General features: G+C 65.8%; 15 protein-coding genes and 2 pseudogenes. 9 read left to right on the forward strand and 8 right to left on the reverse strand.

All coding sequences use genetic code 11. The annotated features are described in order from the left end of the window. Window positions 1-2 precede the first annotated feature (2 nt). Window positions 3-977 (reverse strand): nitronate monooxygenase family protein, encoded by a 975-nt coding sequence (locus P3H15_RS40700; protein ID WP_276142460.1) that lies wholly within the window; start codon window positions 975-977, stop codon window positions 3-5. Between the two features lie 2 nt (window positions 978-979). Continuing rightward, window positions 980-1,879, reverse strand: coding sequence for an SMP-30/gluconolactonase/LRE family protein (locus P3H15_RS40705; RefSeq protein WP_276142461.1), 900 nt, complete (start codon window positions 1,877-1,879; stop codon window positions 980-982). Between the two features lie 235 nt (window positions 1,880-2,114). On the opposite strand from P3H15_RS40705, the gene P3H15_RS40710 reads away from it, so the two are divergent. The 4 genes from P3H15_RS40710 to P3H15_RS40725 all read left to right on the forward strand — a co-directional run bounded on the left by P3H15_RS40710 (window position 2,115) and on the right by P3H15_RS40725 (window position 8,658). Further along, window positions 2,115-3,695 (forward strand): long-chain fatty acid--CoA ligase, encoded by a 1,581-nt coding sequence (locus tag P3H15_RS40710; RefSeq protein WP_276142462.1) that lies wholly within the window; start codon window positions 2,115-2,117, stop codon window positions 3,693-3,695. Window positions 3,696-3,779: 84 nt separating this feature from the next. After that, complete coding sequence (locus tag P3H15_RS40715; RefSeq protein WP_276142463.1) at window positions 3,780-5,564, forward strand: sigma-54-dependent Fis family transcriptional regulator; 1,785 nt, start codon at window positions 3,780-3,782, stop codon at window positions 5,562-5,564. Window positions 5,565-5,714: 150 nt separating this feature from the next. Then, window positions 5,715-6,860, forward strand: coding sequence for an acyl-CoA dehydrogenase family protein (locus tag P3H15_RS40720; protein WP_276142464.1), 1,146 nt, complete (start codon window positions 5,715-5,717; stop codon window positions 6,858-6,860). A gap of 151 nt (window positions 6,861-7,011) precedes the next feature. Beyond that, window positions 7,012-8,658 carry an NAD(P)/FAD-dependent oxidoreductase gene (locus tag P3H15_RS40725; protein ID WP_276142465.1) on the forward strand — a complete coding sequence of 549 codons (1,647 nt, stop codon included), beginning with the start codon at window positions 7,012-7,014 and terminating at the stop codon, window positions 8,656-8,658. Between the two features lie 1,037 nt (window positions 8,659-9,695). On the opposite strand, the gene P3H15_RS40730 is transcribed toward P3H15_RS40725, so the two are convergent. Further along, on the reverse strand, window positions 9,696-10,625 hold the full coding sequence (locus tag P3H15_RS40730) for a LysR family transcriptional regulator (protein ID WP_276142466.1): 930 nt from the start codon (window positions 10,623-10,625) through the stop codon (window positions 9,696-9,698). 216 nt (window positions 10,626-10,841) lie between these two features. Between P3H15_RS40730 and P3H15_RS40735 the strand changes: the two genes are divergently transcribed. The 3 genes from P3H15_RS40735 (at window position 10,842) to P3H15_RS40745 (ending at window position 12,777) form a co-directional block, all read left to right on the forward strand. Then, the gene (locus P3H15_RS40735; protein WP_276142467.1) at window positions 10,842-11,249 is read left to right on the forward strand and encodes a hypothetical protein; all 408 of its coding nucleotides are present in this window, start codon (window positions 10,842-10,844) and stop codon (window positions 11,247-11,249) included. A gap of 33 nt (window positions 11,250-11,282) precedes the next feature. Next, window positions 11,283-12,164 carry an alpha/beta fold hydrolase gene (locus P3H15_RS40740; protein WP_276142468.1) on the forward strand — a complete coding sequence of 294 codons (882 nt, stop codon included), beginning with the start codon at window positions 11,283-11,285 and terminating at the stop codon, window positions 12,162-12,164. A gap of 481 nt (window positions 12,165-12,645) precedes the next feature. Beyond that, entirely contained in the window at window positions 12,646-12,777 is a 132-nt protein-coding gene (locus tag P3H15_RS40745; protein ID WP_276142469.1) for a hypothetical protein, read from the forward strand. 254 nt (window positions 12,778-13,031) lie between these two features. Here P3H15_RS40745 and P3H15_RS40750 read toward each other — a convergent pair. Further along, window positions 13,032-13,133: pseudogene (locus P3H15_RS40750) on the reverse strand (phosphate transport system regulatory protein PhoU); the annotation flags it as partial. Between the two features lie 217 nt (window positions 13,134-13,350). Between P3H15_RS40750 and P3H15_RS40755 the strand changes: the two are divergent. Then, on the forward strand, window positions 13,351-13,686 hold the full coding sequence (locus P3H15_RS40755) for a hypothetical protein (protein ID WP_276142470.1): 336 nt from the start codon (window positions 13,351-13,353) through the stop codon (window positions 13,684-13,686). 121 nt (window positions 13,687-13,807) lie between these two features. Here the strand turns inward: P3H15_RS40755 and P3H15_RS40760 are convergent. From P3H15_RS40760 to P3H15_RS40775, 4 genes and pseudogenes are all read right to left on the reverse strand, one after another. Beyond that, window positions 13,808-14,100: pseudogene (locus P3H15_RS40760) on the reverse strand (DUF4193 domain-containing protein). A gap of 42 nt (window positions 14,101-14,142) precedes the next feature. Beyond that, window positions 14,143-14,454 (reverse strand): WhiB family transcriptional regulator, encoded by a 312-nt coding sequence (locus P3H15_RS40765; protein ID WP_276142471.1) that lies wholly within the window; start codon window positions 14,452-14,454, stop codon window positions 14,143-14,145. 573 nt (window positions 14,455-15,027) lie between these two features. Next, entirely contained in the window at window positions 15,028-15,306 is a 279-nt protein-coding gene (locus P3H15_RS40770; RefSeq protein WP_276142472.1) for a hypothetical protein, read from the reverse strand. 138 nt (window positions 15,307-15,444) lie between these two features. Further along, window positions 15,445-15,603, reverse strand: coding sequence for a hypothetical protein (locus P3H15_RS40775; protein ID WP_276142473.1), 159 nt, complete (start codon window positions 15,601-15,603; stop codon window positions 15,445-15,447). A 226-nt stretch (window positions 15,604-15,829) separates the two neighbouring features. On the opposite strand from P3H15_RS40775, the gene P3H15_RS40780 reads away from it, so the two are divergent. Next, window positions 15,830-16,114 carry a YciI family protein gene (locus tag P3H15_RS40780; RefSeq protein ID WP_276142474.1) on the forward strand — a complete coding sequence of 95 codons (285 nt, stop codon included), beginning with the start codon at window positions 15,830-15,832 and terminating at the stop codon, window positions 16,112-16,114. Window positions 16,115-17,247: the final 1,133 nt, after the last annotated feature.

The raw sequence follows: 17,247 nt of genomic DNA on the forward strand, positions 1-17,247 counted from the left end.
TGTCAGGTGAGGTCGGCGGCGAGCTTGCGGATGGCGGTTTCCGCATCGCTCACGATGTCCGAGATGATGGCCTTGCAGGGCAGGACGGCGTCGATGAGGCCCTGGGACTGGCCCGCCCACCACATTCCGGCGTCCATGTCGCCCTTCTGCAGTACCTCGGTGCGGCCGCGTGCCCCGGATGCGAGGTGTGCGACATCGGCGAATTCTGCGCCTGGCCGGGCCGAGAGGGCTGCGATCTCCTCGGAGATCGCGTTCCGGGCCACACGAGCGGTGTTGCGGAACTCCCGGAACACCAGGATGGTCTGGCGTTCGTCGTTGGCGACGATCTGGGCCTTGACGTTCGGATGCACCGGGGCTTCGTCGCTCGCGACGAATCGGGTGCCCATGTTGATCGCGGATGCCCCGAGGGCGAGTGCTGCTGCCAGCCCGTCTCCGGTGGCGAATCCGCCGCTGGCGATGATCGGGATGTCGAGTACGCGGGCCGCGGCGGGGATGAGGATGAGGCCGGGGATGTCCTCGTTGCCGGGGTGGCCGGCGCACTCGAACCCGTCGATGCTCACCGCGTCGACGCCCATCGACTGCGCTTTCACGGCGTGTCGGACGGCTACGGCCTTGTGGATGACCTTGATCCCTGCGGCCTTGAACGCGGCGACATGCTCGCGGGGATTGCTGCCGGCGGTCTCCACGATGGTGATGCCGCTGTCGATGATCGCGCCACGGTATTCGTCGTACGGGACGGGAGTGACCGTCGGGAGAATGGTGAGGTTGACGCCGAACGGTTTGTCGGTCCTGTCCCGGCATCGGGCGATCTCGGCTGCGAGCGCGTCGGGGGTGGGCTGAGTGAGCGCGGTGAGAAAGCCCAGCCCGCCGGCCTCGGCGACGGCGGAGATCAGCTCCGCGGTGCCCACGCCGGTCATGCCGCCGCACACCACCGGATGCTCGACACCGAAAATCTCGGTGAAACGTGTATTCAGCATCGTCACGGCCTCCCGGCATGAGGAACGTCGACCGTCGTCGAGAGAACCTTGGCCTCCCGTGCGGCGCTGCGCTTCGCCTCGTCGAAATCCGGTGCGACCGACAGGAACAGGGTGCGCCCGTCGTCTCCGCCGAGGGCGACCGCGAACACGCCGAGCGGTGCGGTGCTCACCTCGTCGAGGACGGCCCCGCCCTCACCCAATCGGACGGCACGTTGGTTGACGCAGTCGGCGATCCACACCGCGCCTTCGGCGTCGAGGGCCTGACCGTCGGGGGCGATGGTGCATGCCGCGAGCCGCTTCTCCACGTTCGGTTCGTCACCGAGGTCCCCGAACGAGGCGAAATCCCCTCGGGCGCCCAGTGTTCCGTCGCTCGCAATGCCGAATTGGGAGACTCGGTTGCCGAACAGTTCGTTGACGTACAGGGTCTTTCCGTCCGGGGAGATGCACATGCCGTTCGGGAAGGACAGCCCGTCGGCGACCACGCGGGAGGCGCCGTCGGTGTCGACGAGGACGACGACGCCGTGCTCGTGGTCGGCGCCGCCCATGAGGTCGAACCCGAATTCGCCGACGTATGCCTGCCCGTTCGCGGCGACCACCATGTCGTTGGCGTATCCGCGGCAGTGCTCGGAGATGTCGGCGTGCTCGACGAGCGAGCCGTCGGGTTCTCTGCGGAGGATCTTGCGGTCCTTCATCGAGACGACGAGCATGCGTCCGTCGGGAAGCCAGCCGAGACCGGAGGGCTGGTGCTCGACAGTGCAGACCTGTTCGACGGACCCGTCGGCGTCCACGACGTTGACCGAGTGGGTGTAGAAGTCCACGAACCACAGCCGGCCCTCATGCCAGCGGGGTCCCTCGGTGTAGGTGAAGCCCGCCGCGATCTCGGTGAGCTGACGATCGGACATGTCGGTACCTTCTTTCCTGGGTTCTCGTGCCCTCCGCCGAAGGTCGATCGACCCGTACGGGTGGTGTGAGCCCAGTGTCGCGACGTGCGCTGTGGTGCGGGTGTCCCACAACGCAACAGTGCGTTGCAGAGCGGCGTGTGGATCGGGGTGCTGTCGCGAATTCGGACGGTCTGCGAGCCGGTTCGGCATGGACGCTGGTCGCACGCTCATCCACCGGATCCGGAGGAATACCGCCATGCTCACCACGATGATGGATCGTCCACTGCTGATCAGCTCGTTGCTGTGGCACGCCGAGAACGTCTTCGCCGACCGGGTCGGGGTTTCATGCGGCGCCGGCCGCGGCGACCGGGAGTTCACCTACCGCGATCTCGGCGCGGCCAGCCGCCGGTTCGCCGGTGCCTTCGACGACCTGGGCATCCGGTTCGGAACGAGAGTTGCCACGCTGGCGTGGAACACCTTCGAACACCTCGTTGCCTACTATGCCGTTCCGGCGTCCGGGGCGATCCTGCACACCGTCAACCACCGGGTCTCGCCCGACCACATCGCCTACACGATGGACAAGGCCGAGGACGAGGTGGTTCTGATCGACGCCGACCTGCTGCCCGTGCTCACCGAAGTCCTCCCGCGCCTGCCGCGCATCCGGCACGTGGTCGTCTTCGGCACTCTCGACGGCCTCGATCGCGCAGTCTCTGCGACGGTGACGTGGTGGTCGTTCGATCGGCTCCTGCACGATGCCGTACCGATCGAGGAGTTTCCGGAGTTCGACGAGACCACCGCGGCGTCGATCTGCTTCACCTCCGGTACCACCGGGTTGCCCAAGGGGGTGGTGTACAGCCACCGCAGCACCGTGCTGCACGCCCTGGCGATCAGTGCGTCCGGTGGTGTCGCGATCGACGGGTCACGCTCGTATCTGCTGGCCACGCAGATGTCCCACGTCCACAGCTGGGGTGTTCCACACGCGGGGGTCCTGCAGGGCGCCCGCCTCGTCCTCCCCGGGCCGCACCCCTCGCCGGCCGAGCTGCTGCGGATCACGACGGAGCAGACCCCGGACGTGGTCGTCGGCGCACCGGCCGTTGCCGCGCTCATGCGCGAGCGGTTCGACGCCGATCCCGCCCACTACGACCTCGGGAGCGTGCACACCCTGTGGCTGGGCGGTCAGGTACCGCCGTCGGGGCTGGTGAACTGGTGGGCCGCGCACGGAGTCTCGACCGTCAACGGGTGGGGTATGACCGAGACCTCGCCGATGGGGACCTTCAGTCACGTCCCGGCGAGCCAGGGGCGGCCCCTGCCGCTGTTCCAGGTGCGCATCGTCGACGAGGAGGGGCGAAGTCTACCGTGGAACGGGTTCACCACCGGTGAGCTCGAAGCTCGCTCACCGTGGGTGACCGGCACCTACCTCGACGACGACCGTACCGGCGACGCGTTCGACGACGGTTGGTTGCGGACCGGCGACGTCGCGGTGATCCACCCCGACGGTCAGGTCGAGATCCGCGATCGGGTCAAGGACCTCATCAAGAGCGGCGGGGAGTGGATCTCCTCCGTCGAGGTGGAGAACACGCTGCTGCTGCACCCGGCCGTGCTCGAGGCCGCTGTCATCGCGGTGCCGCACGAGACGTGGCAGGAACGCCCCGTCGCGTGGGTCCGGCTGACCGACGACGTCTCCGACGACGGACTGCGGGCGCATCTGGCGGCGACCCTGCCGAAATTCTGGCTTCCGGACACGTTCGTGCGGGTGGACGAGGTCCCCAAGACGTCGGTGGGCAAGCTCGACAAGACGCGGATGCGGCAGCGGTGGCGCGCGGGCGTCGAGGTGTAGCGTTCTGGGACACTCACAGCCGGTGTGACCTCGGTTACATAATGGGTGTACTGGCTGCGAGATGTTCCGAGGTGGTGATGTGTGGTGAGCGACCGGATCCGCGCGCGGTTGGATGATCGTGACATCGACGCGCACGAGGGTGCTCCATTGGGGTTGCGGCCGGAGATCGAGCAGTCGTGGCGCCGGTGCCGTGCGATCGGGGCGGCGGCGGATGGCTCTCGGTTGCGGTTCGTCGACGACACCCGCACCGACTCGAAGCTCGTCCGTGCCGCCCGCCCCGTGGTGGATCGGTTGGCCGAGCAGCTCGCGGATGTGCCGGTGACGATTCTGTTGGCCGATCAGGACGCCACCATCGTCGACCGGCGCACGGGGGTGAGGTCCCTGCTCGGGCGTCTCGACCGCGCCCAGGTCGCGCCGGGTTTCATGTTCTCCGAACAGTACGCGGGTACCAACGGCATCGGCACCGCGCTCGAGGAACGCAAAGCGTTCCGGGTGCGCGGCGACGAGCACATGCTCGAGTCCCTGCAGTCGCTGGCGTGCGTCGGCTCGCCGATCGTCGACCCGGTCTCACGCACGGTGACGGGCATCCTCGACATCACGTGCAACATCGACCAGGTCAGCGACCTGATGGCCCCGCTGATCCTCTCCGCTGTCCGGGACGTCGAAGAGCGGCTCTTCGCTCAGTCCGCGAGAAGCGAGCAGGTTCTGCTGCGCGAATACATGCGCAGCAAGCGCCGCGGCAACGCCGCGGTGGTGGCGATGAGCCGCGACACGGTGATCGCGACTCCGACGGCGTCGCGGCTGATGGACTCGACCGACCAGATGATGATCTGGGACTGGATCAGCAGCCACCTGGGCACCAGGCAGGAATGGGAGGGCCCACTGCGCTTCGCCGAGGGCATCGACGTGCGGGTTCATGCCCGTCGGATCAGCGAATCGGGAGACTCGCTCAGTGCGATCCTCGAACTGCGTCCGATGGCTTCCTCCGCGCGCTCCCGACCTCGGACGGCCGTAGCTCCCGCGTCGCATCGGGGTCCTTCCGTCGAGCCCGTGGGCCGGATCGTCGGCCGTAGTCTGGCCACGTACCGGCTGCAAAGCCGCATCGACGAGATCGCGGGCACGGTGGGTCCGGTCCTGGTGACCGGCGAGTCCGGGGTCGGCAAGTCGCATGTCGCCCGGCACATCCAGCAGCGGTGGGGGCACGGTGGCGAGGTCCTCGTGATCGACGGTTCCACGTTGACTCCGACCGCTGTCGCGGACCTGCGCGCACGCCTGTCGAACAATGCCCCGTGGATCGTCGAGCACGTGGACGAGGTACCTGGCGACGCGGTCGCTCCCACGCGCCGGCTGCTGGACGCCGCCGCCGAGATGGCCGCGCCGCTGGTCGCGACTGCGACCGCGACCGCACCGGCCGGTGGCCACCAGCTCCACACCCACGTTCGCCAGAGCGTGTCCGTGCTGCCATTGCGGCAGCGGATCGAGGACCTCGACGACCTCGCGCGGGAGCTCCTCACCGCCCAGCTCCCAGAGCGTCCCACGCCGCAACTGCAGCCGGCCGCGCATCGAGCGCTGATCGCCCACCACTGGCCGGGCAACGTCCGCGAGCTCGATGCGGTGCTGTCGACGGCTGTCTCGAGGTCGATGGGGTTCGACATCAGACTCGAGCACCTCCCTGACGACTATCGCGCACTCGGGTCGGGTCGACAGCTCACCTCCCTCGAACGCAGCGAGCGGGAAACGATCGTGCGTGCCCTCGACGAAGCCGACGGCAACAAGTCCCTCGCCGCGGATCGGCTCGGGGTCGCCCGGTCGACGCTGTACCGCAAGATCCGCGCGCTCGGCCTGGAGAACGAACGCTTCGGATCCTGACCTCCCGAAAGCCCCTGTCGCATATCGGGACATCCCGGTCCGGCTCGGAGCGGACACGATGGGCGCAGGACGGGCGACCCTCGGTTACCCGGCTCCTCGCGCCACCCCATCAGGCGGTGACGTCGGACCGACCCGAAGGGATGATCAACGATGAAACGCACGGTCTACGGCGACGACCACGAGGCCTACCGGGACTCCGTCCGTCAGTTCCTGGTGCGGTATTTCGAACCGCGCGCCGAGGACGTCCGGGCCGATAAAGCGCTGCCCCGGGACTTCTGGCTCGAAGCCGGCAAACACGATCTGCTCGGTCTCGAAGTCCCGGCCGAGTACACAGGTGGCGACGCCGGCGACTACCGCTTCAACGCGGTGCTCATCGAGGAGTTGGCCAAGGTCAACGCAGCTCTGGCGTCGAGTGTCAGTATCCACTGTGACGTCGTGGCACCATATCTGGTGCAGCTGACCACCGACGAGCAGAAGGCTCGGTGGCTGCCGGGAGTGTGCTCGGGTGAGGTGCTCACTGCAATCGGCATGACCGAGCCCGGCGGAGGTTCGGACCTGGCTGCGCTCAAGACCACTGCCGTTCGCGACGGCGACGGCTGGTTGCTCTCGGGTGCGAAGACGTTCATCACCAATGGGTATTCGGCGGATCTGGTGGTGATCGCGGCGCGGACCTCGCCGGAGAGGAAGGCCAAGGGCATCACTCTCTTCGGCGTCGAGACGTCCCTGCCCGGATTCGAGCGTGGCCGTAAACTCGACAAGGTCGGCCAGGACGAAGCGGACACCGCAGAATTGTTCCTCGACAACGTGCGGGTCACCGACGCCCACCTGATCGGTGAGCTCGATCGCGGGTTCATTCACATGATGTCGTTCCTACCCCAGGAACGATTGGGATGTGCCGTCTCCAACCTCGCACATGCTGCGCAGATCCTCGTCGAGACCGTCGACTACTGCCGGGAGAGAAAGGCGTTCGGCCAATCGATTGGAACCTTCCAGCACAACAAGTTCCTGATCGCCGACCTGGTGACGCAGATCGAGGTCACGCAGGCGTATGTCGATCGGTGCGTCGCGGCGCACGTGGCCGGTGAGCTCACCTCCGTCGATGCGGCGAAGGCGAAGTGGTGGACCGCCGACGTGCAGAACCGGGTGATCGACCACTGCGTGCAGCTGCACGGTGGCTACGGCTACATGAACGAGTACCGGGTGGCGCGGGCGTGGCGGGATGCGCGCGTCTCGAGGATCTGGGCGGGTTCGAACGAGATCATGAAGGAACTGATCGGCCGCGATCTCGGATTCTGAACACGGATAACGTTCTGGCACTGAATATGTGGATGCAACCTGGCGTGTGTCCGTGATTCGATTTCGGACACTTCACATCACACGATCGCTTCTACCGTCTTACGTGTCCGGGCGGGAATACACGTCCCGGGAAATCTCGAGGAGGAACGACATGACGGCATCCCAGGCCGACACGGCCACCCGCACCGGCAAACACTCGAACAACGACGTGCTCGACGTCCTGATCATCGGGGGAGGCTTCTCCGGCCTGTATGCGCTGGACCGGATTCGCGACCTCGGCTTCACCGCCAAGGTCTGGGACGCCGCTGGCGGCCTCGGCGGAATCTGGTGGTGGAACTGCTATCCCGGCGCACGCACCGACAGCACCGGGCAGATCTACCAGTTCTCGCACAAAGACCTGTGGAAGAAGTACGACTTCGCTGAACTGTATCCAGGGCACGACGGAGTCCGAAATTACTTCGAATACGTCGACGCACAACTGGATCTCACCCGCGACGTCGTGTTCGACACCTTCGCCGAGTCCTGCACATGGGACGAGGAGACCCGGCAGTGGACCGCGCGGTCCTCGGACGGCAAGGTGCAGAAGGCGCGTCAGGTGATCGTCGCGACCGGATTCGGTGCCAAGCCGCTGTATCCGAACATCGAGGGGCTCGACTCGTTCGCCGGCGACTGCTACCACACCGCTCGCTGGCCGCAGGAGGGCGTCGACATGACGGGCCGCAAGGTCGTCGTCATGGGCACCGGGTCCAGTGGTGTGCAGGTCGTCCAGGAAGCCGGTCACGTCGCCGAACACGTCACGGTGTTCCAACGCACTCCGAACCTGGCGATTCCTATGCAACAACGCGCACTCACGCACGACGACAACGAACAGTTCCGGAAGGGACTGCCCGAGCGATTCGAGGCACGTTCCAAGGCCTTTGCCGGATTCGACTTCGACTTTCTGCCGCAGAACGCCGCCGACCTGAGCAGGGAGGAACGCGACGCGATCTACGAGAAGATGTGGGCAGAGGGTGGTTTCGAGATGTGGCTCGGAACCTTCCAGGACATCCTCGTCGACGAGGACGCCAACCGCACGTTCTACGACTTCTGGCGCAACAAGGTCCTCGAGCGGGTCACCGATCCGAAGAAGGCCGCGATCGTGGCGCCCGAGACACCGCCGCACCCCTACGGCGTCAAGCGCCCCTCCCTCGAGCAGGACTACTTCGACGTCATCAACCAGAGCAACGTCGAGGTCATCGACTCCAACCTCACCCCGATCCGCCGGGTGCTGCCCCACGGGATCGAGACCGACGACGGCGTCATCGAATGCGACCTGCTCGTACTGGCCACGGGCTTCGACAACAACAGCGGCGGCATCATGGCCATCGACATCACCGGCGTCGACGGATTGAGTATCCAAGACAAGTGGAAGTCCGGCGTCGACACCTGCATGGGCCTGTCCACCCGCGGGTTCCCGAACATGATGTTCCTCTACGGCCCCCAGAGTCCATCCGGCTTCTGCAACGGCCCGACCTCCGCCGAGTACCAAGGTGAGATCGTCGTCGAGTTCCTCCAGCACCTGCGGGAGAACGGCATCACACGATTCGAGAACACCGAAGAATCGGAGAAGCAGTGGCGTGCGCACGTCGACGAACTGTTCGTCAACTCGATGTTCACGAAAGCCCGCTCCTGGTACTGGGGCGCGAACGTGCCCGGTAAGCCTGCACAGATGCTCAACTACTCGGGCGGTGTTCCCCAGTACTTCGCGCGGTGGGACGAGATCAAGACCAACGGCTACGCCGCCTTCGAGACGAACTGACCGAAGTGTGGGCGCGTGGGTCACGGTGCATCTCCGTGGCTCACGCGGCGTCGTCCCGACAGCGCGTTGGGAGCGGCGGGTCGACGACGATCGCCGCGGCCTCTGCCGGATGTAGGACCGATGCCGAACCGGTCCGCTCCGGAAGATTCTGGGGATTGTCCCCGAAGGCGACCACACGATAGTCGAGCTGCCGGCCGTCGCGGACGGACTCGACCACGAGTCGACGATGGAGGACCGCCCTGGTTCCACGTCGAGTAGGTACTGCGCATCGGAGGCGAGGAAGGTTGTCCAGGGCTCGAAATCCAGTCCTGCTCTTCACCTTCGGCGATATCGAAGAACAGTTCGGCGATGTCGTGGAAGCGATCCAATTCCACTACTTTGTCGGCGGGCCGGTTCGGGATGTAGCCGACGACATGCGGGACCCGGCGTGCCTTCCTAGCGCACTTCGAGAAGAGGACGGCGTCCGTCGGAACCTGCGCGCGACCATTCGGCACGCCCTGCGTCCTGAACACCAAATCCAGCACAGCGCACCAGGCGCGAGCAGATCCGCGACACTGATGGCGTATCTGCGGGATCAGCCGGTGGACAGTGGCTGGTAGCGTTCCTATCGGCGCCTGCACCGTGACCTCGAGTGGTCCGTCGGCGATGTCACCAGCTCGAGACCCGCTTCGAGGAGGCCGACGGCCGGCCGCGGTGAGAAACGCGATCCCGGGCACATAGGGATGCGGCCGGGAACGGGTGTTCCCAGGCAGAGCTGCGAGTGACAGCGGGGTCAGCCGAACGAACAGCGGCAAGATTGGTGCAGGTCGATATCGTGGGCCTTCTTGGGCTACGACACGCCGTTCATCCGATTCCGTTTCGTACGCCATCTTGCAGGGAGCAGCCAGTGTTGTGAAATAGGACACGAGTCACCTCAGACGTTCTTCCAGCGTTCTCAGGTGCCGACTCCGATGTAAATATTCGGAGCCGTTTGGTGTCCCACTTCCGCTGTCGCCAAATCGGTGTCTCCGATGCGGTGGCGCCCAGACGGCGGACTGTTACCCGGTGGGCGCCCACGCGTGGGGAACGGTGCGGAGCGAGGCGACCGCTCGGGCGGTGTCGATGAAGTCGCGGACCGGCTGCGAGTCCACGTCGGTGCGCCACGCGATGGACAGGGACGTGGGTGGAATGTCGGTGACGGGGACGAACGCCAGTCCCGGCCGACCGTAGAACCGCTGGGTCGAGGACTGCGAGAAGGCCACTCCGCGTTCGGACAGAATTGCCTCGAAACACTCGTCCACCGTGGACACTTCGGCACCGAGCCGGACGGGCTCACCGTGGCGTGACTCGGTCGCGAGCCAAAAGTTGCGCCACTCCTGCGGCGCCTTGCGCGCCACGAAGAACTCATCGGTCACCTGCTCGACGCTGATGTGCGGCTTGTCGGCCAGCGGCGAACTCGTCGACACCACCAGCACTCTCGGCTCGACGAAGAGGGTTTCGAGGCCCAGCCAGTCCTGCATCAGCAGAGGCGGGCGGACGAACGCGACATCGGAGGATCCGTCGGCCAACCCGACGTACGGGTCGGTGAAGTCGAACGACTGCATCTGAACCTGCACGCCCGGAAACTGCGACTGGAACGCGCCCAGGATCTGCGGCGTCAGTTCTGCCGCGGCGTTGGCCTGGAATCCCACGACCAGCTTGCGGGCGCTGGATCCGTGCGCGGCGTCCCGGGTGAGTGCGACGATCCGTTCCGCGTCGGCCAGCATTCGCCGGCTCTCCGCGAGTAGCACCTGACCCGCCGGTGTGAGCTCCACGTGCCTGCTGTTCCGCAGCAAGAGCACCGCACCGAGGGTGTGCTCGAGCTTGCGGATCTGCACGCTGAGCGAGGGTTGGGCGATGTGCAGTCGGGCGGCGGCGCGGCCGAAGTGCAGTTCGTCCGCGACGGCGACGAAGTACGACAGCAGTCGCAGGTCGAGCTGGGGGAGCATCCTTCGAGGCTAGATGAGCAGGCCGGTTGCAGACCAGTAGTCATTGCCTATCGATCGATGGCCGGTAGGTATTGGACGTGCACCGGTCGCGGCGAGTGTGATGGGAGTCATGTCCGGCACGGCCGGCGCCGCACAGCTCGTGTGGAACCCGCGCCGACATCGCGGCGAGTGCGGACCTGCGGCTCGCCCACCTCCACCGATCGAAGGAAACACACCATGACCGTCACCACCCGCGTGTCGACCGCGGCCGATTGGGCCACCTCGTTCGCACAGGCCAGTAATCAGGACCGGGAGATCCAGGCGCACGGCAAATACTTCACCTGCTCCTACCAGCTCGACATGGCCGAGCACACCTTCGTCGTGCAGATGAGCGGCGGTCAGGTCGTCGACGTCGCCGTCGATCCGGGGCCCCTCGACGTGCCCTACCAGTTCGCCATTCGCGCGAGCGCAGACACCTGGCGCAACTTTGGTGTTCCGGTACCGGCCCCGATGTACCACGGTATCTGGGCCGCCAGCTTCCAGCGCGACATGAAACTCGAGGGCGACATCCTCGTGCTCATGCAGAACCTGCGCTGCGTCACCCGGCAGATCGAACTCCTGCGCTCCGTCGGCGTCCCCGTCTAACTCCTCCCCACGAAACCCGAAGGACTACAACACATGAGCAAGATCTCACCCGTCACCGGACACTACGTGGACGTCGATGTCGACGGTTTGCTGTATAAGGTCTTCTACCTCGAGAACGGCACCGGGCAACCACTGGTGTGCCAGCACACCGCCGGCTGCCACAACCACCAGTGGCGGGGCCTGCTCGAGGACGAAGAAATCACCAAGAACTACCGCGTGATCGCCTACGACCTTCCCCGCCACGGCAAGTCCGACCCGCCGGAGAACACCGAATGGTGGACCGAGGAGTACCAGCTGTCCGCGGACCACTATGCGAACTTCATCATCGCCTTGTGCGACGCGCTCGACCTCGAGAACCCCATCTTCATGGGCTCGTCGTTCGGTGGGAACATCGCGCTTCAACTGGCCTACCGCCGGCCCGACCGGTTCGCCGGCGTCATCCCCGTCGAGGGCGCCGACTACTCGCCGGGCTTCTACCTCGACTGGTGGCAGCACCCCCACGCCAACGCCGCTCAGGTCTGCGCCAGTGGAGTGTGGGACCTGATGGCGCCGCAGTCCCCCGAGGCGGGCCGGTGGAAGACCTGGTTCTACTACAGCCAGGGCTCCGAGGCCTTCAAGGGTGACCTGCACTTCTACTCCGTCGACCACGATCTGCGCGACAAGCTCGGTGACATCGACGGCGACCAGTGCCCGGTGGTCATGCTGACCGGCGACTACGACTACCTCACCACCCCTGAGGACAGCGCACGCACCGCAGGGCAGATCACGAACGCCGAGTTCATCGAGATGAAGGGCATCGGACACTTCCCGATGAGCGAAAACCACGCCGTCTTCCGCACGTACCTCATCGAGGCCCTACAGATCCTGCAGAGCAAGGCGCCGCGGACGAACGAAGCACTGACCACGCAGTCCTGACCAGAACCGGCACTCTCCGGCGTGCCCGCCAGCGGAGCACCGACAGGCACGCAGGACACCCGTAGTCCAGGACGCTCGGCTACCAATCGTCTCCTTCACCGGATCAGTCCCAGTGGGCTGGCAGATCCGGGAGGCAGTCCCACGCACACGTCACCCTCGAACTCGGCGGCAAACCAGCCGTGGTGATCTGCCCGGACTGAAGTTCCGATCGCGACCTCGCACAGCCGGCCGACCGCATCGCGACCTTGGCATGTACAAGCGGGACAAGTCCCGCATCGCAGTCCAACGCGTCTACATGGGCAACGCAGGGAAGGAGGGCCGGCGCCTCGCGGCCGTCGGTGAGGGACCGGCCGAACCCCCCGGGCGCGGCCGGAGACGAGGGGGGGGTGACGGCACCGGTATCGATGGCACGGGCCACCCTCGGTGTGCAGTTCGAGGAGCTGCCTCGCCGTCGCGACGAGCTCCGCGGTTTCCTGAAGCCGTGACTGATGTCGAGGCGGCCGCAGCGGAGGTCGACCAGGTCCACGTCGAGGCGCTCGCGAAAGTGGCCGAAGCCGACCGGTTGCAGGGCGAGGAGGAACGTCGGCGCCGTCAGGCCGAGGCCCGCGGGTGAACATCAGCAGGCACGCGAAGAGGCCGACGCGGCCGCGGAGGACGCGGACACGGAGCTGGTGCGGATCCAGACCGAGGCCGCCGCAACCGTGGAGGACGTGGTGTCCCGCGAACGGGAGGCACGCGGGACCTCTAGCACATCCATGCTGAGACGGCGGAGAGGATCACGGCCGCCGAGACCGACGTGGCGCGCGACCGGGGTGCGACACCTGAACCGGACGTGGTTAGGTGAATCGGAAAAGGCTACTGCGCCAACTATTCTCTGGTAACCAAGATGATCACCCGGCGGCTGACCACGTTGGCGTGGTCACCGAAGCGTTCGTAGAATCGGCCGCGCAGGGTGACGTCGACAGCGGCCCCTGTGCCGTCGGATTCGGGATGGAAGATGCCCAGGCGGGGGTCGGGTCCGGGTGTCGTGCGCACCGGAGGCGCTGCTGTGCCGCGGCACGGCGCGGGAGTGTGAAGCGGAGAGCGGCGTCCTACGGTGGTGTTCGTGCAGATCCGCTCGCGTGCCGGCCGGGGTGGTGCTTATGCTCGATCCGGAGTGTTCGTGGAGTTGGGGAGGTGGCGGAGCGTGGCCCAAAACAGCGGCAACCGGCCGGTCGAGGGCCCGGAGCTGACGGTCGGGGTCCGGGTACTGGTCCGCAGGAGCGCCGGGGCCGACCTGACCGGTGAGGTGGTCGAGGACTACGCAGCGGTGACCGACCCGGGCGGCGGTGGGCACGAGTGGGAGCCGGTGCATCGATGGGCGGTCGCGCTCGACGACGGTCGGCTGGTGTTCGCCGACACCGAAGACCTGACCATCGATCCGAGCTTCCCTCACCCCAACCCCAACCCGAATCCGGATTCGAACCCGGATTCGAACCCGGATTCGGCCGCGCGGACACCGGGCCGGCACCGGGCAGAGTAACCGGCAGATCGGGCCGCCCGCGGACACCCCCGGGATGAGGGGGCGTGGGGACCCCATGCTGTGAGCCAAGCCTGGACACGTCCGAGGTTCCCGGGGTACCCGGCGGGGCCCGGGTGGTCGGTTAGGTGCAGTCCCGGCAGATCAGCCGCGCGGGGTCGGCGAGCCGGCTGCGATGGTGGACCAGGACGCAACTGGTGCAGGTGAATTCGTCCGCCTGCTTCGGCAGGACGCGGACGGTCAGTTCTTCGCCGGACAGGTCGGCGCCGGGCAGTTCGAAGGATTCGGCGGTGTCGGTGTCCTCGACGTCCACGGCGGGGACTGGGTGTCTTTCCGTTTGGCGGTGAGCTGTTCGAGGGACGTATCCGAGATCTCGTCTGATTCGGTGACTCTGGGGGCGTCGTAGTCGGTGACCATGGCTGCTGCGTCCTCATGCTCTGGGTGTTCGGACCCGCCAGGTCAAGGGGTATGCTGCTCCCACCCGCGTGCGGGCCGGGCCCTCGTGTGCCGGGTGCGTCGGGTGTGGCGGGCGCGTTCGGCTTCGGACATGCCGCCCCAGATGCCGTAGGTCTCGGTGGTGGCGAAGGCGTGGTCGCGGCAGTCGGCGAGGACGGGGCAGTGGTGGCAGATCTGTTTGGCGGCGCGCTCGCGTCGGGCGCGGACGCTGCCGCGTTCTCCGTCGGGAGAGAAAAACATGTCGGTGTCGGTACCGCGGCAGGAGGCGCGGTGCTGCCAGTCCTGGTCGATCCGGTGGTGTGAATGGTCGAGCATGGTGAAGTAGGTCGCTTTCGACAGTCGAACGAGGTGGCGATCTGCCCGTCAGGCGCGGACAATCAATCGGGACGGCGCTCGGTCGGGGTGGTCGCCGGTGGCGGCAGGGCACGTCGACGACATGGGCGGACTGGGTTGGGGGTCCTCCTGAAAAGGGCAGCGAATGGACGGGTTACGCACCCCGCCTGCTGCAGACCGCACAAGTGCTGTGCGGCATGACCCCTCGACACATCGCGTGCACACTCGCGCGGCCTACGGACGTGGTCGCCGGCGAGAACGACAGACCAAATCCGGGACTGCAATTCGGTGCGCCGCCGCGTCCACAGCAGTGGTCGTATGGGTGCGGTGATGCCTGGGCTCGACATCGGCGACCGGGAGTAACCCCGGATGCTCCACCCCTACGTCGCCCGGAACGGGCGGGTACGGGGTGTGCTGTCTAGGGTAGCGACACCGGCCGCGGCGGTGAACGGGAATCGCTGGAAAGTAATTGCGATCACATGCGGTGCCGCGTCGTGTGTCGGCCGCTGTCGGATTGCCGGTCTCCATGATGTGGCCGGATCGGGGGTGGGTCGGCTACTTCCATAGGTGGCGAACAGGCGGAGGCGGGCTGGCACGCGCGATGGGCTCACCCCATTTGGGACGGGCAGCGTTGAGCCCCACGGTGTCGGCGGACGTGCCGGGGCAGGACCCGCGGATGAGCAGATCGGTCTGTGTGGTGACCTTGTCGGTGATGGTGGGGCCGAGCCTGTCGGCGAGTGTGGCTGCGGTAGGCCGAGTACGGGTGGTCATACGGTTAACGAGGATGGCGCTGCGACCGGCGAGGATCCCGGCCGTCGTTTCAGACAGCGTCATCGTGCCGATACGACATCCGGCGTCGAGAGCGGAGAGCCCGGCTCGGAAGTCCGCGGTTGAGGGTGTCCATCGGTTGGCCGGTGTGGACCGCGAATTCGGCCAGCCGGTGGTGAGTGCGGTTGGCGTAGTTCATTTCGCTCAAAATTTGTGCGCATGCATGGGCGTCTTCGCCGGCTTGGTGATGCTTGCGCAGTTCGACACCGAAATGCGTACGGTGACGAGCCGATCGGCTCGGGCGAGCAGGCGTGGTGCAAGAAGCGGGCCGAGCAGCCACTGGAGCGCTTCGAGGAAAGGCATGCAGCGGTGTATGAGCAGCGCCTGGTGAGCGGCGTGGTTTACGACACGCCGGTCAGATCCGATTCCGTTCTATTATTCCTCTTCGAGGGGCAGCCAGTGTTGCGAAGAGGGGCAGCCAGTGTTGCGAAATAGGACACGAGTCACCTCATCGGTACTTCTAACCTTCTCGAGTGCGCAATCGATGTGCATGTTCGGAACCGTTTCTTTCCCCACTCGAGGAGTGACCATGGCCTTGTTTGCTGTGATCTGGTCGTATACAACCGATGCCTCTGTCAAAGAGGCCGCGCATGCCGAACACCTGACTTTCGTCAAGGATGCCGCTGCCCGAGGCATGCTGCAGGAGGCCGGCGCCTGGGCCGACGGCGCCGGAGCCCTACTGGTATTCCAAGCGGCCAGCGAAGACAGTGTGCGTTCCTTGCTTGCGGAAGATCCTTACGTCAAGCAGGGTGTCGTCGTAGAGCAGCGTATTTACCAATGGAATCCAGTCATAGGCCCTCTCGTCGGGGTCTAACGACAGTGGGGCACGTTCAGTCTCTGGCGGCTCGTTGTCGAGGTATCCTTACGGTGCGCCTTCGGTAAGTACGTGGTCCGCGGTGGTGGTCCAGACAAACGGGCACCGTGGGTGTTCCATCCGTTGATGAAGGCGCGGATCTTGGTGGTCAGCTCCGTGACGGAGCTGCACAGTCCGCTGTGGATGGCCTGCCGTGCTTATTCCGAGACCACACCTCCACAAGGTTCGTCCAGGATGCCGAGGCCGGGTGAGATGCCATGCATATGCGGATTTTCGGCCGGCCGCGCCCGGGCTCGGTCTGCTTGTGGATGGCGTCGTTGCTCGTTACCGGATGCAGCTCTCGCTGCGGCGGGGCCGCCGGCGAGGTGTGTGAGGAAGATGAGGAAACCTGACGGTGATGTCGCGGGTTGCGCAGCTCGGTACCGTGCCGGTGGCGATGTCCGGGGCGGAGAACAGGGTGAAGGTGCGGTGTCGGGCGTAGTCGTGGGTGTGCTTCCCGCGCGAGCCGATCCGCATCGACAGCGTTGGTGTGGTTCGGTCCCAGGGGCTGAATCTGCGATATTTCGGTCCACCACAAGCACGGTTGCGTTCAACTTCGAACGGTGAGTTTCAAGCCGCGGTAGTAAAGTCCCCTCTTTTATGATGGTTGATCTCACTGCCGCAGCATTGTTCGCCGCGGGTCTGTGCGGCGAACAATGCTGCGGCCATCCTGCGCTCTCGAGGTGTGCTGTAGCTCCGGCGTAGGTCGCAGCTGCCAACCCGCACCCTTCTCGCGTGACAAATGATGTCGGCACTGCGGTGACGGGAATGCCTGATTGCGAAGTCGGGGTTTCGAAGTCGGGGTTTCGAAGTCTCTGCGGTCAAGGCGGACTGGCTCGAGTGCGTCCCCCGAAAGTATGTGGCGCAGGGTTGTACGGGGAGCGGGGGTATGTCGCCGGGATCGACCGTCCATGCCGCCCGCCACCGCGATCCCGCGAGGTTTTGTCGTGCATCTACCCGCTCGACACAAGCTCAAAGCTTCGTATATACGTAAACTATTCCTCTATTGTGTTTTCGAGGCTGGGGTGTCATGCTTGCCCTGCACGGTGTTTCAGGTCACTTCGGGTAGTCGTTGCTGAAGCGGATGGCAAGGT

The sequence above is a fragment of the Rhodococcus sp. T2V genome (assembly GCF_029269925.1).
In the GTDB taxonomy this organism is placed as follows: Bacteria; Actinomycetota; Actinomycetes; order Mycobacteriales; family Mycobacteriaceae; genus Rhodococcus_F; species Rhodococcus_F koreensis.